Source organism: Minwuia sp. (genome assembly GCF_048263705.1).
Classification (GTDB): Bacteria; Pseudomonadota; Alphaproteobacteria; order Minwuiales; family Minwuiaceae; genus Minwuia.
In genome coordinates this window covers 89,326-110,605 of the sequence record NZ_JBLXDV010000014.1, presented here as the reverse complement: position 1 = coordinate 110,605, position 21,280 = coordinate 89,326, and the positions used below count along the sequence as shown (strand labels likewise).

The following is a 21,280-nucleotide window of genomic DNA, read 5'->3' as shown; positions in this document are numbered from 1 at the left end:
TCCAGCCAGCATGTTGAATCAGAACCAGACTGATTTGGGAATCCTAAATCGATTCAATCAAATATGGGGACGCTCTAATGTTTCCGTTAGAGTCGCGCGCCACCCAAATAAATGAGCGTCACTAGCAACATTAAAACCCATTTAGTTAACATTAACCAATGATTTAGACCATAGTTCGAGCGTTATTTTCCTCTATCTTTTCCTATATTTTATGATGGAGAAACTATACTTGGATTTTTCATTTCAATATCTTACAACCATCTTTTGCATGAATTTTTATCTGAGTGCTCAAAAATTGAATAGTTTACCGAAATACGATTGGAGATAGTTCGAATTATCTCATTATTAATTCCAATACATCTAAAAATGTCAATTTTTTTATATTTTATTCGCGAAAAAAAAACGGTTTTAACATCGCATATTTCAGTTTTTCCATCAAATTTACACGAAATTTCGATATTATTTTCTATATTTTTAGTCAAGTATTCATTCAAGTTGTTAATTTTTTCTCTCGAAAAAGCGCATTCAGCATATAAATTTTTTCCAGAGTGTTTTGATGGTAAATTTGCATATTTTTTTACACGTAATTTATTTTGAACGTGTTTTTTACAATATTTTTCATAGTCTTGATGGTATTAATACATTATAACTGACTTCTGCTACTGAGAAATCAATTTCTTTAATTCCCGTATGAATATATCTTTCCGTGAGCTGAAGATAATTTACACATCCAGTCAATAAAAGTATCAATATAATTATTGATAAGGTTGCAATAGTGGTCACCACTCCACACTCCCAGTCCACTGCCGGGCGCAGGCTGCAGGCTCTTCACAGTTCGGTCGCCGAAGACGTCTTTTTTCAGGGTGGCCAGCACTTCTTCGCGGCCGCCGAAGGGGACGACGGCGTCGATGAGCCAGAGGTTGTCGCCGCAAGCCCAGGCTTCGGGGGTGACGCGGCGGACCGCCGACTTCCATCACCGTGCCGTCGGTCACGCGATCGACACCGGTCGCCGCCGTCGTCTGCGCGAACATGTCATATGCCGCCAGCCCGGCTTCGGGACTGTCTGCGGCCTGATCCGCCGCCGTCCGGTTGCCCGGCTTGCCGCCCGTGGCACTCTCACTGGTTGAATCCAACGCTAACCCCTCCGCCCATGGTTCGTTAACCATCAAAGCGAATTCGGCGTGCCGGGCCAACCCCGAAAAAAGCGATTGAAGGCCCGCCTTTTTTGGATGTCCGGGCATCCTTTCAATCGCTTTGCCCGAAGCCATAAGGACCACATCGCCCAGTGAGCGCTTGCGAATGGCGAAACCGACACGGCGGAAATGGACCACTACATCGCCACCCGGTCGTCCGCACGACACACCCTGCGGTCACTGCTAGGCTGGCTGACTGCCCGCCAGAAAACAGAATTTGTTCATATTTTGATCACATTTCCGGATACGCTTAAATTCCCGAGCGCCATTCCTTGCTGATCACGCCAGCAAGGTAGTCCAAAAATGGCAGCCGACTATCTGGAACTGAACCGCGGCGTTGTTGCCGGCGATCAGGATGACGAGAACGATATTGTGCAGACGAAATCACTGCTTGCGGAATCAGGGGATTACAAGCCGGTCGGTGGCCGGATCACGCCGTGGCGCGATCCCGAACTGAATGACGCCATCAAGAAGGTGCAGGTCCGGAACAGGATCTGGCCGGACGGTGAGATGCGTCCGAAGAAGGCCACGCACCGCATCATCAATGCCGAAAAGAAAGAGCGCGATCAGGGCTTCAAGACCCCGCCATTCAATCTGACGGGCAGTGTCGGCACGGGCCAGAGCAACCGTCCAGAAGATGTCCGGCGGGTGCGCGGCGCGCTGGGCCGGCTCGGCTATCTTGACCAGAGCGAGGCGCTGCAGCCCAAGGACAGCTTCGATCAGAAGCTCGACTACGGCCTGCGCGGCGTTCAGCGCGATTACAACCGCAAGGTCGACGGCGTAGCGCATCAGAAGGGTGAGACAGCATCCCTGCTCGGGCGGGTGACGGCGCCGCTTTCCCCTGCTGCCCGAGCGTTGTCAGGGCAGCAATCAACGTCGGCTCTGAAACAGAAGGACGTTCACTGGATGGATGCCACGATGGAATCGGTCAAGGAAATCGCCGGGTCAGTTGGTAAGGTAGCTTCGGATCAAGTTGGTCGGGCTGCGATGAAGGCGCTTCGGGAATCTGCCAGGAAAGCAGAAGAGGAGGGGCTGGTTCACGGCCCGAGAAACCTCAATCATTTTCTGGACGCCACTTGGACCTGAAGCGGGGTTGATGTAATGCGACGCGCAAGATGGCTACGAAGGGCCATGTTTGGTGCACTATTGGTCGCCATTTCTGTCTCGGTGCTCAGCATCAGCCTGTATGGTGCATATAGCTGGCCAATTGTCGGGTTCACCGCCGCTTGCAAGAGATACAAGCCTCACGCTGACACGTTCCAATCAGATCTCCTGTTCATCAACGGTAAGTTGACAAGTGAATTCTGGGATCTGGCGCACAAGAAGCTGTCACCTTGGCCAAGTATGTCCATTGCTGATCGTGAGAACGTGAGACTGACGCCCGACAGTATCAGTACAACCCTTGCGGAGAGGTATAACTATCTATCTGGCATGAAGAAGTTCGAGGACGATCGGGAAGAGTGGTTCTACAATATTTCGAAGTCGGTTTCTGAAGAGATATACCGTCATCGGGTAGAAGAAAACATCATCAACTCCCGAACACGTTCCCAGTTCATGATCTTTCGGGAAAGGTGGAACATGATGATGCCGATGGAACCGGACGAATGCGGTTTCATGGAGGAACTGATCATGCAAGGCGGGCGCTTTGCGTCGGAGTAGCGCATCGGACGGTGTGATCAACGATTCACCAGTGAAGGACATTCGATCATGCGGTGGGTAGCGGTGTTTGCTGGTGGATTTCTGGCGGCATTGCTGATCCTGGGCGGGGCTGCAGCCTATGGTATCTGGCAGTACGGCGGAGAAGCGTACCGGGAGTGGGCAGTCCTGCCTTTCATTCCTGCTTGTCAGGAATACGAGAACCCTGAGACAGCCGATGATTTCGACTTCTATCGGAGAGTCGAAGGAACCCCGACGCGCGAATTCTGGCGATACGCAATCGAGGAGTTGAATGAGTATCCGGATTTCTCCAGCGGCCAGTCTCGCTCGATCGCGATAAAGAACGGCAGGATCCTTGTCGCCCTACGCAAATACTGGAAGCGTCGCTGGCCTTTGAGCGAGGTTCGGGAACATGTGGATCCCGAGCGTTGGTTTCATGTTTTCTCCGCCGCTGCAGCGCAGAAGATTTATGACGACCGTGTTCGTGATGGCGCTATCGAGACCACATCCCTTGCTGAATTCCGCGTGCATCGCTGGCGCAGCAACATGCGCGAACTGCCTCACCCGGACGAATGCGGTTTCATGGAGGAACTGATCATGAAAGGCGGACGCTTTGCGTCGGAGTGAACCGCTGGTGCCCTCATGATACGCGTCGGATCGCGAAGCCGACGCGGGGGAAATGGACGACCACATCGCCCACCCGGTCGTCGGTCCGGCGCACCGCGATCTCGCCGCCATTGTATGTGACCAGGGTGCCGGTGACCGGGTCGCGGGCATAGTCGGTCGGGGTGACGGCGACCGTATCGCCTTCGGACCAGCCCTCGGCGTTTTCGGCGATGCCCCGGCCCGCATCCGGGCTGGCGGTCCGGGCGACATCGAGTGCCTGGGCGGACGGCATTTCGGTGAACGTGCCGTGTCCGATCCCGGCCACGCGCGCCATGAATTCGGTCAGGACCGGATAGGGTTCCAGCATGGTCCGCACGGCACGACCACCGCGGCTCATGAACCAGAGCGGGTGATAGGCGGTCAGGTCGGCCAGGCCCGGCCCGTCGCCGGCGACCCAGTTGCGCCCGTCGGCGAAAAGATCGACGAGCCAGTCAAGCTGCGGCTTCAACTGTTCCCGGTGCAGCGGTGCCGCCGCCTTCAGCTTGTCGACGTTGGCCGACGGCGCGCCGCGCATGCGCGCGCGATCCTGGTGAAAGGCGTCCGGCATGTGGTCGGCGATGGTTCCCATGACCAACCCGGCGATGGTCCAGAACATCTGCCCCTCGGTGAACGCGGACATCATGTAGGCCATGCCCGGCCCGCCCTTCATCAGCGTCGGTTCCGGGTGGCGGCGTTCCAGTTCCGCGGCGATCAGCTTTGTGTCGCACCAGATATCGGCACCGATCTGCGTCACCGGCGTCTTGCGATAGCCCCCCGTCAGCGGCATCAGGTCCGGCTTCGGCATGATGTTGGGGATATCGACGCCATGCCAGTGGAGACCCTTCAGGCCCATCATCAGCCGGACCTTCTCGGCGAAGGGCGACCCGTCGTAATGGTGCAGGATGATGGCGTCGGTCATGGCGTGGTTCCTTGTTCTGATGTGTCACCCCGGTCTTGTGCCGGGGTCCGGTGCAGCGTTGCTGCGCGTCATGATCGTTTGACCGGATGCCGGGATAAACCCGGCATGACATCGTTTCGCCGGGTGACAGGACGGAGCTTCAGACCGTTAGTTGAAGTGTGGCATGACTTTCTCGGCAAACAAGCGGATCGAGCGTTCCAGCGCGTCGGTCGGAATGCCTGGCAACTGCATCCTGAGCACGATCTCGGTTGGCTTCAGCTTCTCGATCAGTTCCTCCACGTCCGATTTCATGCGCGCCGGATCGCCGATCATGTAGCGCGACTGGAAGTTCTGGAACTTCACCGCAGAGGCTTCGGTGACCGTGTCGCCATTGTCGTTGCGCAGCCCCCGCGCGCCCTCGCCCGACTTCCGCGCGTAAAGGCCGAACATGTGCTCGACCGCCGGACCGGCGAGCCGCTCGGCCTCGGCCTGGGTGTCGGCGACGAAGGTCTCGCGGATCACCGGGCGCTCCTCGGGCACGTAGCCGACTTCGGTGGCCACCTTCTCGAAGCGCGCGAAATGCTGTTCCAGTTCCCAGCTTGCATGACGCGGCGAGGCCGAGACGGGGACCCGACGACGTGCGGCGCGTTCCAGCAGCTTCGGTCCCGACACGCCGTACCAGATTGGCAGCGTCTTCTGCACCGGGTGCGGCATCAGTTCGGTATGAGGCACCTGGAAAAGCTTCCCGTCCCAGCCGATGTCGGACGGGTTGGCCCAGGCGTGCTGGATGAAGTCGATGATCTCCTCGTGCAGCCGGAAGCGATCCTCGAAAGCGACGCCGAACGCCTCGAACTCCTCCGAGACATAGCCGGGCGACGTGCCCATGGTCAGCCGTCCCGCCGAGAGATTGTCTACCATCACCAGATCCTCCAGCAGCTTCACAGGATGGATCAGGGTCGGGATCATGATGTTGGTCGCCAGACGCATCCGGCGGGTCAGGCCCGACGCCTTGGCCAGCACCAGCAGCGGGTTCGGTGCCCAGCCGTTGAACTGGAAATGATGCTCGGTCGTGTGGAAACCGTGATAGCCGAGCTCCTCGGCCAGCGGCAGCAGCCGATCCATCTCGTCGAACGTATCCAGATGGCTCATGGGCGATCCGGGCGGAACGACGAAGCTGTACATGATCGAGAATTTCATTCGTCCGGTCTCCCATCAAGCGCGCGCACATGCAGCCTATGTCCGGTTCGGCGCTTGTCCAACGGCCTGACCCGCCCGTATCTTTGCACGGAACCGATCTGGGGAGGACGGCATGGGACGAGTTGAGGGCAAGGTAGCCATCGTGACCGGCGGCGCGTCGGGGCTGGGTGCGGCCACCGCAAGGCTGCTGGCCGAAGAGGGCGCGAAGGTGCTGGTCACCGACATTCAGGGAGAACTCGGACGCCAGGTCGCGACCGACTGCGGCGGCGTATTTCTGCGCCACGACACATCGAACGAGGACGACTGGGTGCAGGCGTTCCAGAAGGCCACATCCGAACTGGGCGACGTTTCCATCCTGTTCAACAACGCCGGCGTTCGGCCCAAGACGGTTCCGCTGGAAGACACCACACTGGAGGACTGGCAGGCCCACATGGCCATCAACATCGACGGCGTCTTTCTGGGCATCAAGCATGCCATCCGCGCGATGAAGGAGAAGGGCGGGGCCATCGTCTCGACCTCATCGATCTACGGCATCGCCGGGGCGGCGATGATCGGTGCCTATTCGGCCTCGAAGGGCGGGGTGCGTACGCTGACCAAGGCGGCGGCCATGGAATGCGCCTATTTCCGCTATCCCATTCGCATCAACTCGATCCATCCGGGGTTCATCGAGACGGCCATGCTGGAATCGACCAAGCAGGAGTTCGGCGCGTCGATGATCGAGAAACGGATGATCGGTGACACGCCGATGAAGCGCATTGGAGAACCCCGCGACATTGCCGAGGGCGTGCTCTATCTCGTCGCCGATTCCGGCAAGTATGTGACGGGCATCGAGCTTCCGGTCGACGGTGGATATCTCGCGAAGTGATCACCGCCCCCCCCAGATAGCACACTGCACCCCATCACCCTCCCCCTTCGAAGGGGGAGGTGGCCGCGCAGCGGTCGGAGGGGGTTGATGGCTCGGTATTCGATGGCAGACATCCCGTCTGTTCCGACCGCAGCCAACCCCCACCCTGACCCTCCCCCTTCGAAGGGGGAGGGAAGCACGCGTGAGGTTGCGTCCCAATGAAAACAGCATCCCGAGAGACCGCGCGGGCGTTCAACATCTACGCGCTGACGCTCGAGTATCTGGACGACCCGTTTCCGGTCTATCACGCGCTGCGCGAACACAGCCCCGTGCACCGTATGCCCGACGGGTCCGTGTTTCTCAGCCGTTACGACGACGTGATCGCCTGCTATCGCGACCGGACCATGTCGTCGGATAAGGTGAAGGATTTCAGGCCGAAGTTCGGTGATGGACCGCTGTTCACGCACCACACGACCAGCCTGGTGTTCAACGATCCGCCGCTGCATACGCGGGTGCGCAAGCTGCTGGCGCAGGCCTTCACGCCGCGCGCGCTGGCGTCGATGGAACCGGGGATCATCGCGATGGTCGACGGCTTTCTGGACCGGGCCGAAGATCGGGGGGAGATGGACCTGATCGGCGATTTCGCCTTTGCGCTGCCGGTCGGCGTGATCTGCGACATGCTCGGCATCCCGCCGCAGGACCGGGAAGAACTGCGCGACTGGGCCATGCTGATCCTGGGCGCGTTGGAACCGACGATTTCCCCGGAACAGCTTGCGCGGGGCAACGATGCGGTGGCGCGCTTCTCGGCCTATCTGGCCGACCTGATCGCCGAGCGCCGGACGCGGCTGGTCGAGGGCGATATCCTGTCCGACCTGATCGCAGGCGAGGTGGACGGCGAGAAACTGTCGGAAGAAGAATTGATCCAGAACTGCATTTTTTTGCTGAACGCCGGGCATGAGACGACGACCAACCTGATCGGCAACGGCGTGGCGGGCCTGCTCGCCTTTCCGGGCGAGATGCGCCGCCTGCGCGACGATCCCGCCATGCTGGACAGCGCCATCGAGGAATTCCTGCGCTTCGAAAGCTCGAACCAGCTGGGCAACCGGCGAACAACGGCGCCGGTCAGCTTCAGCGGCGTCGAACTGGAACCGGGCACGCTGATCCACCTGGGCATCGGTGCCGCCAACCGCGATCCGGCCATGTTCGACGATCCCGACAGCGTGCGTATCGACCGCAATCCGAACAAGCATCTGGCCTTCGGGTGGGGCGCGCATGTCTGCCTTGGCAACTCGCTGGCCCGCATGGAAGGCCGGATCGCCATCGGCCGTCTGCTGGACCGGTTCCCGAACATCGAGCGCAATGGCGCGTTCGTGCGCGGCGGCCGCGCGCGTTTCAGGGGATACAGAAGCTTTCCGGTCAGCGTCGCGTCGTAGTCAAACCGACTGACCGCTTCCCATTTTCTGCAGCATCTCGCCCATGAGGGCGTGGAGCTTCTGGATGGCCTTCAGGGGACGGACCATCACCTTGAAGTCGGTGATGCGACCGTCGGCGTCCCATTCGATCATGTCGACGCCGTTGATCTCGATACCATCGATCACGGTGACGAATTCCAGCACGGACCGGTCACCGCAGTCGAAGGTGCGAGTGTAGACGAAATCCGGGCTGAACAGGACCCGGGTCGCCGCAACCAGATAGGCCTTGGTGATCGTCTTGCCCTGTTGCGGTGTGTGCACGACGGGAGAATGAAAGGTCACGTCGTCGTGCAACAGGTCGTTCAGGATCTCCGGATTCTTGGTCTCGGCATAGTCGCGCCAGCCCTGAAGATGGGACATCGCTTTTCCTTTCGTCTCGACCCGGGTGGAACTGCCTGCCGGCTGGTCGGACCCGTGATTCCAGAGGATGCGCCGGGCGGCCCGAATGGGCAACAGCGGTGGGCCGTTTCGATGCCCGTCAGGCAATAGGGCTCCTCCCGTCCGGACTCCTGATTTCCGGCAGTACGGTCATGTTCGCCTGATGGTGGACAGATCGTGTGAGTTCGTCGCCTGAGCGTGTAGACTTGCCCCCATGCGCACTGTTGTTTCCATGTTTCGCGATGCTTGGCCTGTCGCGCTGGTCGGCTGTCTGGCGGTGCTCCTTTGCACCGTGCCGACAGGGCCTGTCGATGCTCAGGAGCGGGGTGATGCGCCGGCATCGGTCGGACGTGAACGGATCGTGCGCGACCTGGAGCGGGACAATCAGGTCAGCCCGGGCGCGAACGCCGCAGAGATCGCCAGAACGCAGACGATTCGACGCCTCGACCAGCTCGATGCCCTGCGGTCGCAGGGTGACGAACTGTCAGCCGCGCGGCGGCAGCGCTTGCTGGCGGATCAGCAGGCCCGCCAAACCCAGCGTGAGACGCGCAGCTTCGATCCGGAAACGCGGCGACGCGATCGGCGCCGTGACCGTGTGGACCGGCGTCTGCGCCAGCGCCTCAATCGCAGATAGCCGGGACCGCCTTCGATCAGGTGATCAGGCCGGCGAGCAGAAGCGCGGTCGCGACGATGCAGCCCCACATCGGGATGGCGAACCAGAATCGCCAGGCAATGAAGGCATAGAGCGCTGTCAGCGAGATCGTGAGCCAGAGCAACGCGGTCAACGCCTCCGCGCTTGCCACGACGATCAGCAGGGCAAGCATCAGAACGGCCAGACTGTGGCTGATGTGAAAACCCAGCAGGGCCGTCCAGTAGTCGCGACCCCCGGGAGCCAGCGCGACCTTCGTCTCCCGCATGGACGAGAGCAGGTCGGCATCCCGCGGTCTGAAGAACCGGGGTTTGCCGGTCAGGTCCCGCAGCGTGCAGGTCAGGTGCAACATGCCGAGAAGCGCCAGAATCCCGGCGGCGGCAAGGGGCAGTGGATCGGGCATTGTTCTCTCCTGTCATCGTCAGCATGTCTGACGAAGCGGGATCCGGACATGTGACAGAAACGGTCGTTCTCAGCCCGGTCTGTGGTTGCGGTAGATGTCGCGCACCCAGCCCGATGCGGGACGGTCGGCATGGCGGTCGATCAGGTCCCGCGTGGCCTTCGGCATTGGTTCGGGACGCTTCATTGCCGGATGATCGGGGTTGACGACCGGGGCCATCATGGCCGCTGCCGTCAGGTCCGCGAGCGTGAACGCGTCACCGGCGAGGTATCCGGTCGCCGCGCTTTCGGCTTCGATGAAATCAAGCGCCTCGCCGATGGCGGCGTGTCCGTCGGCGATGTCCTCCGGACCGGTGATGCCGTTGCCCTGACGTATCCTGCCGGCGGCCAGCGGCAGCATGGCGCGATAGATCAGGCGCATCGGCAGCGCGGCATCCCCTGCAAAGGTCTCCGCGATGTAGCCATGCGCTCCCATCATCGAATCCAGCACGGTCCGGCGGATCCGCGGTCCGATGTCGTCATCGAACCAGCGCTGTATTTCCAGCACCCGCCCTCTCGCCCCGTCATCTGTCGGCATCAGCGGCGGTTCGGGCTGGTGCCGCTCCAGCCTGGCGATGATATCCGCCGAGTTGGGAGTCACTTCGCCGTCCATGATCAGTACCGGTGTCTTGGTCTGACCGGAGATCGCCAGCATCTTTCTGATGTGGGGGCCGGGGAGAACCGTGCGCGGCGTGTAGGCGATATTCTTCCACGCAAGGGCCCAGCGGACCTTCTCGTTGTACGGCGAAAACCGGAATTGCCAGAGTTCTGTCACGGTCGTGCTCCGCTGGACGTGCATATGTTATGTTATATATCATGAAATATGTTAATGATCATATCATTGGTTGTCCAAGAGCATTTCGGATGTAGCCTGGTCAATGGTGCGCCGATGCACGGATCGGGGGGTGGAGGCATGACCGTTTCAGCTGAATATCGTGCCCGCAATCGAACGGCGGTGCTGCGGGCTGCGGCCCGGCTGTTCCGGCGGCATGGCTATGACGGGGTGAATGTCGACCGGATCATGGCCGAGGCCGGGCTGACACGCGGCACGTTCTATACCTACTTCAAATCCAAGAAGCATCTGTTCCGCGCGGCCATCGGGTTCGAACCGGACTTCGAGCGACGGCTGTCGGAGCGACCCGGCAAGGATCTGAACGCCGAGGCCGCAGCCATCGCCGCCGACTATCTCAACCCCGACCATCGCGACAGGACCTGGCCCGGGTGTGCGATGGCATCGCTTTCACAGGATGCCGCGCGCGCGGACGCGGGGACGCGCAGCGCCTTCGCCGACATCGTGCGAAACCTGATTATCGAGTTCGAGCGTGGTCTGGAAAATCCTCAGCACCCCGATCCCCGGGCCCTGCAGGCCGTTGCGATGGCAGTCGGCGGCCTGGTGCTGGCCAAGGCGAGCGATGGCACTGATCTGGCCGATCAGGTTTCCGATGCTGCGGCGGCTGGCGTCAGGCAGATCCTGACCGGGTAGGCTACCATTCCTCGCCATAGGGCCGGATCTCGACGTCGAAGGACCAGGCGGACCGGTCCTGATGCGCGACGTGCCAGATCTCGTCGGCGATGGCCGAGGGCTGGATGAAGAACCCGTCCGGTTTGCCCTTGCCGGGCCCCGCGCGCGTCCATTCCAGATCGATCATCGCATCGATGGTGACATAGGCGACGTGCACCCCCTTCGGACCCAGATCACGGGCCATCGACTGCGCGAGGATACGTTGGGCCGCCTTGGTTGGCGCGAACCCGGCGAACCGGGCCTTGCCGCGATGCGCTGCCGTGTTGCCCGTCGTGATGATCGCACCGAACCCGCCTTCGATCATGTCGGGCGTCAGGGTCTGGGCCAGATACAGCAGGCTCATGGTGTTGATGCGGAAATTCCGCTCCAGCACGCGCGGTTCGATCTCGGCGAAACCGCCGAAGGCCGCACCGACCGCATTGTGGACGACAACCGTGGGCGCCCCCATCTCGTTCCTGACCCGGCCCAGCACATCCAGCAGCGCATCCGCATCCAGCACATTGCAGGGATAGGCCTTCGATCCGGCGACCTCGCGTTCCATGTCCGCCAGACGTTCCTGGTTCCGGGCCAGCATCGCCACCCTGTAGCCGCCTTCGGCAAAGCGCCGGACCACCGCAGCGCCCGTCCCCGGACCGACACCTGTCACCAGTGCAATCCTGTCGCTCATAGCTTTGCCACCTTCTTGAGAACGGGCATCAGATAGCGTCGGAACTGTTCGGGATTTTCCGACATGGGGAAGTGTCCCAGTTCGTCCATGATCTCGGCCTCGACGCCGGGAATGTCGGCGGCGGTGCGCATGGTATCCTTCGGTGTGCAGGAGAAATCGTACTCGCCGGTCAGCAGGAACACCGGACAGCGCGTCGTGTCGATCAGATCGGTGCGGTCCCTGAAATCGGAATCGGCGCGATAGAAGTGCAGATCGCCCTTGAAGACGCCGGGGCCGCTGGTGAGGTAGCCCCACAGCGTTTCCCATCGATACTCATCGGGACCCTGCGGCGCGACCAGCCCCGACACCATCGCGGCGCAGATCTCCCCGCCGTGGACATCGGGACGGTTGAGCCATTCGGTATCGTACCACGGCTGTTGATGGTCGGCGGCTTCCAGTCCGATCACGGCCCGGAAGGCGTCGGGATGCGCACCGGCCAGATGCAGCACGATCCGACCGCCCATGGAGCAGCCCATGATCACCGGGCGGTCGAGTTCGAGACCGGCGCAGAAAGCCATGATGGTGGCGTCGTACAGGCCGGTGGTCAGCTGATAGTCCTCGTCCTGATAGCCGACGTAGGGGTTGGACTTGCCGTGGTGGGGCATGTCGAAGGCGATCACCCGGAACCGGTCCGTGATCTCCTTGTCCAGCATCAGATGGCGGAACTGCCGGCCGTCGGCGCCGGCGGTATGCAGGCAGACCAGCGGGATGCCCTGACCGGCCTCTTCGAAATAGACCCGGGCCGCGCGGCCCTCGATTTCAAGGTGGATGTAACGGCCTGTGATGGGTTCGATCTGTGCCATCTCAATGCCCCTCCATTGTACGGGGCGCAGCCAGCACTTCCTTGAAATAGCGCAGATTGGCCATCAGCGGTTGCAGGTCGCCGTCGATGCTGGCGCGCCCGGTCTTGGTCATGGCCATCAGGTCGTGATAGCCGGGTTTGGGCATCGGCGCCCAGAACCGCTCCCAGCTTTCGACGGGGCCCCGGATCGCAAACACCGAGGAGCGCATCAGCACGGGACCGCGGACCAGTTCGACGATCAGGCCGTCGCGGATGTGCAGGTGATAGGGCACGTCGCCAATCTGCCAGAGCCATTCCAGATTGATGAAACGGCCACGGCGCACCAGCGCGTGGTTCGCGTGCACCTCGTCCGCCAGATGTTCGATGGCGTGGGCCGCAGGCGGCCCGCCATGGACTGTCAGCTTGGGCATGATCCCTCCCTCAGCGTTCCCATCTGTCGATCTTCAGGTAACTGTCGCGATCCGCGCTCTGGATGGTCATTTCGTAGGCGGAACCGGCTTCCTGCTGCATTACCGTCAGGCCGATCGCCACACCGGCGGGGCCTGCCGTCCAGAGTTGCTCGTAGAAATCGGCCAGGCTGCCGATGGCGTTGCCGTTCACCCGCAGGATCATGTCCCCCTGTTCCAGCCCGGTGGACGACGCCGGACCGCGCGGAGAGGTGCCCAGCACCACCACATGGCCCATCCGCTCGTCAACGAACAGGCCCAGCCAGGGCCGGGCCGGGCCGCTGCGCCGTCCGTTGACGATCAGATCGTCCAGAATGGGTTCCAGCAGATCAATCGGCACGATCATGTTGCCGGGGCGCGGTTTGCCGTCGGCGTCCGCATCCTCGATGTACAGCGATCCGACACCGTAGAGCAGGCCATCCATGCCGATCATCGCGGCACCGCCCCAGTTGGGATGTGCAGGTGCCGTGTAGATCGCTTCGTCCAGTGCGTACTCCCAGTATCCCTGGAACGGGCGTTTGCCTGTCACCGTCTGTACGATGGTTTCCGAACCGCCGCAGCTTGTCACCACCGTCGAACCCGGTCCCAGATCCCGCACGGTGCCGAAGTTCAGGACAGGGCGATTGAGCGGCGCAACGGCGCGCGCCAGGCCCAGACCGCTTTCGAAATCATAGGCGATCACGTCGGCCTCGGTGGGGCGGCCCTCGGCGTCGAGCACGGCCACGCTCTCCGCTTCGACGATCAGGTAGCCGATGGTCAGGATCAGCCCGCCGGAGCCGATCACGATTCCGCCGCCCTGCCGCTCGGTGCCCAGCAAAGGGGCTGTGAACGCGTCTTCCGGCACTTCGGCCTGAAGCGGCGTCAGCGCGCGGTGCACGGCCTCGACGTCGAACGGCAGATCTTCGGGATCAACCTGCTGCACCGAAGCCGCCGCCGCGCCCGGCCCGCCGCCCAGCAGTGCGGTCAGGTTGGGCAGCTTGTGCCCGTTGACCTTGAAGCCGGGTCCGTCCCCTCGATCCTGCGGGTCATCATCGCTCATTCAGCTGCGCGCTTTCATCCCGGCCTGTTTCATGCGCCAGAGGCACATGTCGATCCGGTCCTGTCCGAAGAAGGGCTCGTTCCTGAAGACCAGCGTCGGCACGCCCCAGTGACCGGCAGCTTCCAGTGCGTCCTCGTTGGTCTTGATCGCGGCTTCGTAGGCGTCTTCATTGCCCTTGATCGCCGCTTCCATGTCGGCCAGGTCCAGACCGGCGCGCGCGGTCGCGTCTTTCAGGTGATCGCCCTTGTCCCAGCCCTTCACCCCGTCGCCCCAGATCATCCGGGAAAACGCGTCGATGAATTCCATGCCCCTGCCGCGGCTGGCGGCCTCGATGCCCAGATAGGTCAACCGGTGTATGTGCGGCTGTTCTTTCGGGATCGTGCGGGTTTCCATGTCCATCACCACCGGGTCCGGATCCGGCCAGGTGAAGGGCACGCCGATATGCTCGGCGACGCGGAAGACGTCGCGCATCAGATAGCGCGGCCAGAGCGGGTTCACATCCGAGAAGAACTCCGGCGTGCGGATCGCGATCGGATAAACGGGGCGCACGTTGATGGTCAGGTCCCAGTCCCGCTGCATCGCCTTGTAGCGCTCCATGCCGAGATAGGAATACGGACTGCGGAACGACCAGAACAGGTCGACTTCGTGGCTCATCTCTCAACATCCTCCCCGCGCGTCAGTGCGCCTTCAGGGACTCTAGCCGCAACAGCGCATCCTGTCAGCGCTGGCTTGGCGCATGGTTTCATCCGGCTGCGAGGATTCCGACTCCGGTCATGATGATTGCCGCCCAGAACATGCGCTTTCTGAAATGCCCTTCGCCCAGCAGCAGGCTGCCCATGAACACGCCGATCAGGACGCTGGTCTCCCGCAGCGTTGCGACGTGGATGACTGGTGTGAAGGTCAGCGCATACAGGACCAGAATATACGCCAGCGGGCTGAAGATCGCGATGGTGCCTAACCGGCCGCCCGCTCCGCACGGCTCAGGCGCGGCTTGGCGCGCTCCAGCCAGGGTTCCGCCAGCCGGTTCACGTTCGTGAGGCCCTCCAGCAGGCCCGGCACGACAACCTCCGACGGTCGCTTCTGCCGGGGCATATGGCGCAGGGCGGCAGCCATCGCCGCCGGATCCCGCTCGCCATCGTCGGCCATCATCTGCACGAGACCCAGTTCGGCGGCCCGCTCGGCGCGGATCGTCTGTTCCAGCCGGGGAACACGCCGCGGCACGATGATCGAACGCTTGTCCAGCGAGAGAACCTCGCAGAACGTGTTGTAGCCGCCCATGGCGACCACGCCCGCCGCGTCCGACATCAGGTTCTCGAAATGCGGGTCGAAGGTGATCACCTCCACCCGGTCCAGCTTTGCGGCCCGTTCGTGGAAACTGGCCTGCAGTTCGGGCGGCATGAAGGGACCGAGGACCAGCAGCGCCGGGTAGGGCAGCAGGGGATCGGTCTCATAGGCCTTCAGGACCCAGTCGATCAGCCCCTCGCCGTCGCCGCCACCGCCGGTCGTCACCAGCAGGAACGGCTTGTTGGTGATCTCCGGCAAGGACACCGAGTGGGCGGTGCCGGGCCGCCTTGGCAGATAGCCGGTATAGGTCATCTTGTTCAGGACGCCCGAAGTCAGTTCCATGCCTTCCAGCGGGTTGCATATCTGCGGCAGTCCATAGACCCAGATGTCGTCATACAGGTCTTCCAGCGCCGGCATCACGTTCTTGCGCTGCCATTCCGGTGCCAGGAGCTTGGGTTCGTCCATCACATCGCGCAGGCCCAGAACCAGGCGCGTGCCGCGCTGTTTCAGCATTTCCAGCGTGGAAGTCACCTCGCCGCGCAGTCCCAGCGGTTCCTTGTCGACGATGAAGATGTCCGGATCGAAACTGGCGGCAGTGTGGCGGATGATCGAGGCGCGCAGGTCCAGCGTATCCTCGATGTCCATGTGCAGGTTCAGGGAGGTGTATTCGCCATTGCGAAGCTTGATCACCCCCGGCACGCGCACAAAATCGACGCGCGCCCGAAAATCGAAGCTTCCGATGATGGGCGAGCCTGAAAGGATCAGTACCGACAGATTCTTGTGATTCTCCACGAGGGAGTGTGCGATCGTCCTGCATCTGCGCAGATGTCCCAGCCCGAACGTATCGTGGCTGTAGATCAGAACGCGCGACCCACGGCTTGAAGCCATGCGAATCCCCAACTTTCCCATTTATTTTCACTCGACTATGGCAGATGAACCGTTTGGCGGCAAATAATCAGATTTCGTGATCGTCAGCGATTGTGACCTATTGAATGCTCGACTAGTCTGAATTGGGTCTGAACAGACGAAAGATGCGGCCGGGAGGGGGTTTCCGGCATGAGGGGACGGCATGGAAAAGAACGTTTTCAGCTTCATCTGGAAATACAGCAAGAAGCAGCAGCTGGTTCTTGTGCTGCTGGCGACGATCAACATGCCGATCACTTTCTTCGGTTACACCCTGGTGGAAAAGATCGTGAACGAGGCCCTGCAGGGCTTCCGCAAGGTTGATCCGTCCGTCAGCGCGAACGGCAAGCAGGACATCCAGTTTCCGGAAGCGATCTTCGGGATCGGACCGGAACTCGACCAGATCACCTTCCTGTTCGTGATGGTGGGTATCTTTCTGATCAACATCCTGCTGCTGCAGGGCATCAAATATGTCCTGAACGTCTATCGCGGTCAGACGGCGGAGCGGATGCTGCGCCGCCTGCGCTATTCGCTGTTCAACCGGATCCTGCGATTCCCGCGCCGCACCTTCAAGAAGGTCAGCCAGGGCGAACTGATCTCGATGATCACCGCCGAGGTCGAACCGCTTGGCGGCTTTGTCGGTGAATGCTTCTCGCTGCCGGTCATGCAGGGCGGCATCATGCTGATGTCGCTCGGCTACATGCTCTATGCGAACTGGATCCTGGCGCTGGCCGCCGTGTCGCTCTACCCGATCCAGTTCTACATCATTCCGAAGCTGCAGAAAAAAGTGAACATGATGGGCAAGGAGCGCGTCAAACGGGTGCGCAAACTGTCCGAGAAGATCGGCGAAAGCGTCACCGGCGTGAACGAGATCCACGCCAATGACACGTCGAACCTGGAACTCGCCAGCTTCGCCAACCAACTGCACGGCATCTATCAGGTCCGCCTCCAGATCTACATCTGGAAGTTCATCATCAAGTTCGTGAACAACTTCATCCAGCAACTCGGCCCGGTGATGTTCTATTCCATCGGCGGCTATCTGGTGCTGACCGGGGGGCTGGACCTGGGGACCCTGTTCGCCGCGATCAGCGCGCACAAGGAAATCGGCGCGCCGTGGAAGGAACTGCTGGGCTACTACCAGCGTCAGGCAGACGCGCGCATCAAGTACGAGCAGGTGGTCGAGCAGTTTGCGCCCGCGGGCCTGTACGACGAAGACCGCATCATGGCCGATGCCGACGCCGACGTTCGCCTGACCGGTGAAATGAAGCTGGCCGGCGTGACTCTGCTGGATGACCAGAACAACAGTCTGGTCGACAATGTGTCGACCGCCTCCGATCTGGGGCGGCGTATCGCGCTGGTGGGGGCGGCCGGGTCGGGCCGCGACGAACTCGCCGACCTTCTCGCGCGGCTGGAAGAGCCGGATCGCGGGTCGATTCACTATGGTTCTCACGACCTGAACCGATTGCCGGAGTCGGTCACCGGCAGGCGCATCTCGTTTGTGGGCGGCACCTCATTCGTGTTCAACATGACCCTGGGCGACAACCTGTTCTACGGCCTGCGCCACCGTCCGCTGGGCGTGCGCGAGGTCGAGGGCGACGATCGTGCGGAACTGAACAAATACATCAGCGAGGCCCGTGCCGCGGGTAATCTTGATTTCGATCCCTCGGCGGACTGGGTCGACTATCAGGGGGCGGGCGTCGAGGATATCGCCGGCTTGCGCGCTGTTGGCATCGACGCGCTGAGGGTCGTCGGGCTGGACGAGGACGTCTATCAGTTCGGTCTGCGCGGTCGCATTGATCCGGGCACCCAGCCGGAAATCGCCGAGGGCGTGCTGAAGGCGCGGAAGGCGCTGGAGGAGCGGCTTTCCGATCCCGCCGTGGCCAGCCTTATCGAACGTTATGATCCGAAAGCCTACAACACCAATGCGACGGTGGCCGAGAACCTGCTGTTCGGCACGCCGGTCGGCGACTCGTTCGATGTCGACAATCTGGCCGACCATCCCTTCATCCGCGAGGGGATGGAACGCATCGGCATGACGCGCGACTTCCTGGAGATGGGCTACCAGGCGGCGGCAACCATGGTCGAACTGTTCTCCGATCTGCCGCCGGACCACGAGCTCTTCCAGCAGTTCAGCTTCATCTCCGCTGACGACCTGCCCGAATTCCAGGCCATTCTGGCGCAGTACGGTCGTGAACAGATCGATGACATGGACGAGGCGGAAAAGCTGCGTCTGATGTCGCTGCCCTTCAAGCTGGTGCCCGCGCGGCATCGTCTGGGCATCATCGATGATGCGGTGCAGGCCAAGCTGCTGGAGGCGCGCAAGGCGTTTGCCGAGAACCTGCCTGAGGACCTGCAGGGTGCCGTCGATTTCTTCGATCCCGACGCCTATAACGCCGCCGCGAACATTCTGGACAACATCCTGTTCGGCAAGATCGCCTACGGGCAGGCGCAGGCGCAGGAACGTGTCTCCGCGCTGATCCGCGAGGTGATGGCCGATCTGGACATCGTCGAAACCGTTTCCGAGGTCGGCCTGTCGTATGACGCCGGCATTGGCGGCTCCCGGCTTTCGGCGGCGCAGCGCCAGAAGCTGGCGCTTGCCCGCGCGGTGGTGAAGAATCCGGACATCATGATCCTGTCAGAGGCGACCGCGTCGCTGGACAGCAGCAGCCAAGCGCAAATTCTGAACGGTATGCTGGAGCGGTTCGAAAACGGCGGCCTGATCTGGGGCGTGCATCGCGCGGCGATGGCGGAACACTTCGATCATGTCATCGTCATGAAAGGCGGCACCGTGGTGGAAAGCGGCACGTTCGAAGAACTCAACAAGGATGGTACGGTACTGCGCGAGCTGATTGCCGCGGAGGCGTCGTGATGTCCCGCGTAGCCTGCATTGGGGGAGGACCCGTCCTATGAGCCTGAACGAAGAAGTTGATCTGCTGCGTCAGATTCCGATGTTTCAGAAGGTCGAGCAGTCGAAGCTGAAACTTCTGGCCTTCACGTCGGAGCGGCTGGTCTTTCAGCCGGGCCAGACCGTCTGCGAACAGGGCGAGCCGGGCGATTCGATGTATGTGATCGTCGATGGCGAGGCCGATGTCATCGTCAACCTGCCGAACGGACCGCTGACGGTCGCCGCCCTGAAGAAGAACAGCTTCTTCGGCGAGATTGCCATCCTGTGCGATGTGCCGCGTACCGCGACGGTGAAAGCGACCTCCACGCTGACCACCCTGCGGATCACGACGGACCTTTTCTACAGGCTGGTGTCGGAGTTCCCGCAGATGACGATCGAGATCATGCGCGAGATTGCAGCCCGGCTGGACCGCACGACACAGGATCTGCAGACCACCCGCAACGAATTGACCGAACTCAAGAAACAGCACGACGGCTGACCCGTCCTGATGTCCCGTCTCGACTCCGTCATCGAGCGCCTGAAGGCGCAGCGTGCCTGCATCGATGCGGCCTGCGCGGCCATTTCCGGTCTCGACGGGCCCGTGCTGGAACTCGGTCTCGGCAACGGACGCACCTATGATCACCTGCGTGACCGGCTGCCGGAGCGGCGCATCTTCGTGTTCGAACGGCAGGTCAGCGCGCATCAGGACTGTATCCCGCCGGATGAAGACCTGTTCCTGGGTGATTTTGCCGATCGTCTGCCGGACGCCATGTCCCGCATCAAACGGCCCGCCGCCCTGGTCCATGCGGATATCGGCACCGGCGACAAGGCCGCCAGCGTTGCTCTGGCCCGAAGCATCTCCGCCTATCTGGTCGACCTGATGGCCGACGGCGCATTGCTGCTGTCCGATCAGCCCTTTCCCGACCCGCGCCTGGAACCGTGCGATCTGCCCGCCGGCGTGCCGCCCGGGCGCTATCACCTGAACAGAAAGACAGCCTGATCCATGACCAGCACGACCCCTGACCGAGAACGCATTCTGGAGCTGTTGGCCAACCGCCCGCTCGCCCCCGCCAGTGAACTGCTGGGCTTCAAGGTCATGGATGTGGATCCCGACCGTGGCTACGCGAAGGTCGGATATCAGGCGACCGAGCAGTTCTGCAATCCGCTGGGTGTCATTCAGGGCGGCTTCCTGACTGCGATGGTCGACGAAACGATGGCTGTGGCTTGTGTCGCGATGGCGAATTTCTCGATCTTCATCCCGACGCTCGAACTGAAGGTCAGTTTCCTGCGCGCGGGTTATCCCGGTCCCATGGTCGCCGAAGGCAACGTCCTGCGCATGGGCAAGTCAGTCGCCTTCCTGGAAGGGTCGCTGTTCGATGGCGACGGGAACCTGCTGATTCGAGCATCCGCAACGGGCAAGGTGACCCGGCGCGACAAGATCGACGCGGCACGCAGGGCCAAGGCCTGAGCCAATGGCTCAGGGCACCAGCTTGTAGCCGCCGGGTTCCGTGACCAGCAGGGTCGCCTCCGACGGTGTCGGCTCGATCTTCTGACGCAGGCGGTAGACGTGGGTTTCCAGCGTATGCGTGGTCACGCCCGCATTGTAGCCCCAGACCTCATGCAGCAGCGTGTCGCGGCCCACGGCGGTTTCCCCCGCACGAAACAGATACTTCAGGATTGAGGTTTCCTTCTCGGTCAGCCTGACCTTCTTTTCCGTTTCCTTGTGGATCATGATCTTCTGGGCCGGACGGAAGCTGTAGGGGCCGATGGTGAAGACCGCATCCTCGGACTGTTCGTGCTGACGCAGCTGCCCCCGGATGCGGGCCAGCAGGACGCCGACCTTGAAGGGCTTGGTGATGTAGTCGTTGGCACCCGATTCCAGTCCCAGAATCTCTTCTGCATCCGAATCCGCGCCCGTCAGCATGATGATCGGCATCTTGAAGCCGTTCTTGCGCATCGCGCGACAGACTTCGCGTCCATCGGTATCGGGCAGGCCGACATCCAGCAGGATCATGTCGAAATGCTCGTCACGGGCGGCCTCGATGCCCGCCTGTCCCGAGCCTTTCTGAACCGTCTCGAATTCCTCGTGCAGCTCAAGCTGTTCGGCGAGTGTGGAGCGCAAGGCTTCGTCGTCATCGACCAAAAGAATTCTTTTTTCGCCCAGCATGGCTTGAAACTCCGCTGTCAAATCAATTTCATCGTCTGCGCTAAAGATTTGATCCGCGCCGGAACAATTCAAGCTGCCGCCGACACACCTTCCGTGACTTCACCGAGACGTGAGACAGTTACGACGGTCAGGCGCGCGCGGATCAGCACTTCAAGTC

The 21,280-nt window shown here is 61.4% G+C and carries 23 protein-coding genes and 1 pseudogene; 11 read left to right on the top strand and 13 right to left on the bottom strand.

The features are described from left to right. Nucleotides 1-679: 679 nt before the first annotated feature. A pseudogene (locus ACN0X7_RS17550) lies at nt 680-952 on the bottom strand (toxin-activating lysine-acyltransferase); the annotation flags it as partial. Between the two features lie 544 nt (nt 953-1,496). Between ACN0X7_RS17550 and ACN0X7_RS17545 the strand changes: the two are divergent. Genes ACN0X7_RS17545 through ACN0X7_RS17535 form a run of 3 tightly spaced genes read left to right on the top strand, consistent with a single transcriptional unit; the run spans nt 1,497 to nt 3,476 of the window. Further along, the gene (locus tag ACN0X7_RS17545) at nt 1,497-2,279 is read left to right on the top strand and encodes a hypothetical protein (protein ID WP_417519675.1); all 783 of its coding nucleotides are present in this window, start codon (nt 1,497-1,499) and stop codon (nt 2,277-2,279) included. Nucleotides 2,280-2,324: 45 nt separating this feature from the next. Further along, the gene (locus tag ACN0X7_RS17540; RefSeq protein WP_417519673.1) at nt 2,325-2,852 is read left to right on the top strand and encodes a hypothetical protein; all 528 of its coding nucleotides are present in this window, start codon (nt 2,325-2,327) and stop codon (nt 2,850-2,852) included. A gap of 48 nt (nt 2,853-2,900) precedes the next feature. Continuing rightward, the gene (locus ACN0X7_RS17535; protein WP_417519671.1) at nt 2,901-3,476 is read left to right on the top strand and encodes a hypothetical protein; all 576 of its coding nucleotides are present in this window, start codon (nt 2,901-2,903) and stop codon (nt 3,474-3,476) included. Nucleotides 3,477-3,489: 13 nt separating this feature from the next. Here ACN0X7_RS17535 and ACN0X7_RS17530 read toward each other — a convergent pair whose 3' ends face one another. After that, a complete protein-coding gene (locus tag ACN0X7_RS17530) occupies nt 3,490-4,413 on the bottom strand; it encodes a glutathione S-transferase family protein (protein WP_417519669.1) in 924 nt (307 codons plus the stop codon). Between the two features lie 147 nt (nt 4,414-4,560). After that, on the bottom strand, nt 4,561-5,589 hold the full coding sequence (locus ACN0X7_RS17525; protein WP_417519667.1) for an LLM class flavin-dependent oxidoreductase: 1,029 nt from the start codon (nt 5,587-5,589) through the stop codon (nt 4,561-4,563). Nucleotides 5,590-5,701: 112 nt separating this feature from the next. On the opposite strand from ACN0X7_RS17525, the gene ACN0X7_RS17520 reads away from it, so the two are divergent. Both ACN0X7_RS17520 and ACN0X7_RS17515 read left to right on the top strand, forming a co-directional pair. Continuing rightward, on the top strand, nt 5,702-6,454 hold the full coding sequence (locus tag ACN0X7_RS17520; RefSeq protein ID WP_417519665.1) for a glucose 1-dehydrogenase: 753 nt from the start codon (nt 5,702-5,704) through the stop codon (nt 6,452-6,454). A 197-nt stretch (nt 6,455-6,651) separates the two neighbouring features. Further along, nucleotides 6,652-7,866: a cytochrome P450 gene (locus ACN0X7_RS17515; RefSeq protein WP_417519663.1), complete on the top strand. Its 1,215-nt coding sequence runs from the start codon at nt 6,652-6,654 to the stop codon at nt 7,864-7,866. Here ACN0X7_RS17515 and ACN0X7_RS17510 read toward each other — a convergent pair whose 3' ends face one another. Further along, nucleotides 7,867-8,265 carry a nuclear transport factor 2 family protein gene (locus ACN0X7_RS17510; RefSeq protein WP_417519661.1) on the bottom strand — a complete coding sequence of 133 codons (399 nt, stop codon included), beginning with the start codon at nt 8,263-8,265 and terminating at the stop codon, nt 7,867-7,869. A 232-nt stretch (nt 8,266-8,497) separates the two neighbouring features. Between ACN0X7_RS17510 and ACN0X7_RS17505 the strand changes: the two genes are divergently transcribed. Further along, nucleotides 8,498-8,917, top strand: a complete 420-nt coding sequence (locus ACN0X7_RS17505; protein WP_417519659.1) for a hypothetical protein — start codon at nt 8,498-8,500, stop codon at nt 8,915-8,917. 16 nt (nt 8,918-8,933) lie between these two features. On the opposite strand, the gene ACN0X7_RS17500 is transcribed toward ACN0X7_RS17505, so the two are convergent. Together ACN0X7_RS17500 and ACN0X7_RS17495 are read right to left on the bottom strand one after the other, a co-directional pair. Further along, entirely contained in the window at nt 8,934-9,335 is a 402-nt protein-coding gene (locus ACN0X7_RS17500) for an LIC_13387 family protein (protein WP_417519657.1), read from the bottom strand. 69 nt (nt 9,336-9,404) lie between these two features. Then, nucleotides 9,405-10,145, bottom strand: a complete 741-nt coding sequence (locus tag ACN0X7_RS17495) for a glutathione S-transferase family protein (RefSeq protein ID WP_417519655.1) — start codon at nt 10,143-10,145, stop codon at nt 9,405-9,407. A gap of 138 nt (nt 10,146-10,283) precedes the next feature. Here ACN0X7_RS17495 and ACN0X7_RS17490 point away from each other — a divergent pair, with 138 nt between their 5' ends. Continuing rightward, entirely contained in the window at nt 10,284-10,853 is a 570-nt protein-coding gene (locus ACN0X7_RS17490) for a TetR/AcrR family transcriptional regulator (RefSeq protein ID WP_417519653.1), read from the top strand. 1 nt (nt 10,854) lies between these two features. On the opposite strand, the gene ACN0X7_RS17485 is transcribed toward ACN0X7_RS17490, so the two are convergent. The 6 genes from ACN0X7_RS17485 to ACN0X7_RS17460 form a co-directional block, all read right to left on the bottom strand. Continuing rightward, nucleotides 10,855-11,559: an SDR family NAD(P)-dependent oxidoreductase gene (locus ACN0X7_RS17485; RefSeq protein ID WP_417519651.1), complete on the bottom strand. Its 705-nt coding sequence runs from the start codon at nt 11,557-11,559 to the stop codon at nt 10,855-10,857. Next, nucleotides 11,556-12,401 (bottom strand): alpha/beta fold hydrolase, encoded by an 846-nt coding sequence (locus ACN0X7_RS17480; RefSeq protein ID WP_417519649.1) that lies wholly within the window; start codon nt 12,399-12,401, stop codon nt 11,556-11,558. The genes ACN0X7_RS17485 and ACN0X7_RS17480 overlap by 4 nt, the downstream gene beginning before the upstream one ends. 1 nt (nt 12,402) lies before the next feature. After that, nucleotides 12,403-12,810 (bottom strand): hypothetical protein, encoded by a 408-nt coding sequence (locus tag ACN0X7_RS17475; protein WP_417519647.1) that lies wholly within the window; start codon nt 12,808-12,810, stop codon nt 12,403-12,405. 10 nt (nt 12,811-12,820) lie between these two features. Next, nucleotides 12,821-13,885, bottom strand: a complete 1,065-nt coding sequence (locus ACN0X7_RS17470; protein WP_417519645.1) for a S1C family serine protease — start codon at nt 13,883-13,885, stop codon at nt 12,821-12,823. Continuing rightward, nucleotides 13,886-14,539: a 2-hydroxychromene-2-carboxylate isomerase gene (locus tag ACN0X7_RS17465; protein WP_417519643.1), complete on the bottom strand. Its 654-nt coding sequence runs from the start codon at nt 14,537-14,539 to the stop codon at nt 13,886-13,888. Nucleotides 14,540-14,839: 300 nt separating this feature from the next. Next, the gene (locus ACN0X7_RS17460; protein ID WP_417519641.1) at nt 14,840-16,057 is read right to left on the bottom strand and encodes a glycosyltransferase family protein; all 1,218 of its coding nucleotides are present in this window, start codon (nt 16,055-16,057) and stop codon (nt 14,840-14,842) included. 181 nt (nt 16,058-16,238) lie between these two features. Between ACN0X7_RS17460 and ACN0X7_RS17455 the strand changes: the two genes are divergently transcribed. From ACN0X7_RS17455 to ACN0X7_RS17440, 4 genes are read left to right on the top strand one after another with little or no spacing between them, the layout of a single operon-like run. Continuing rightward, the gene (locus ACN0X7_RS17455) at nt 16,239-18,941 is read left to right on the top strand and encodes an ABC transporter transmembrane domain-containing protein (protein WP_417519639.1); all 2,703 of its coding nucleotides are present in this window, start codon (nt 16,239-16,241) and stop codon (nt 18,939-18,941) included. Nucleotides 18,942-18,978: 37 nt separating this feature from the next. Next, a complete protein-coding gene (locus ACN0X7_RS17450) occupies nt 18,979-19,455 on the top strand; it encodes a cyclic nucleotide-binding domain-containing protein (protein WP_417519637.1) in 477 nt (158 codons plus the stop codon). A 9-nt stretch (nt 19,456-19,464) separates the two neighbouring features. After that, a complete protein-coding gene (locus tag ACN0X7_RS17445) occupies nt 19,465-19,956 on the top strand; it encodes a class I SAM-dependent methyltransferase (protein WP_417519635.1) in 492 nt (163 codons plus the stop codon). Nucleotides 19,957-19,959: 3 nt separating this feature from the next. Beyond that, on the top strand, nt 19,960-20,424 hold the full coding sequence (locus ACN0X7_RS17440) for a PaaI family thioesterase (protein WP_417519633.1): 465 nt from the start codon (nt 19,960-19,962) through the stop codon (nt 20,422-20,424). Between the two features lie 9 nt (nt 20,425-20,433). On the opposite strand, the gene ACN0X7_RS17435 is transcribed toward ACN0X7_RS17440, so the two are convergent. Continuing rightward, complete coding sequence (locus ACN0X7_RS17435) at nt 20,434-21,123, bottom strand: response regulator transcription factor (protein ID WP_417519631.1); 690 nt, start codon at nt 21,121-21,123, stop codon at nt 20,434-20,436. Nucleotides 21,124-21,280 lie beyond the last annotated feature (157 nt).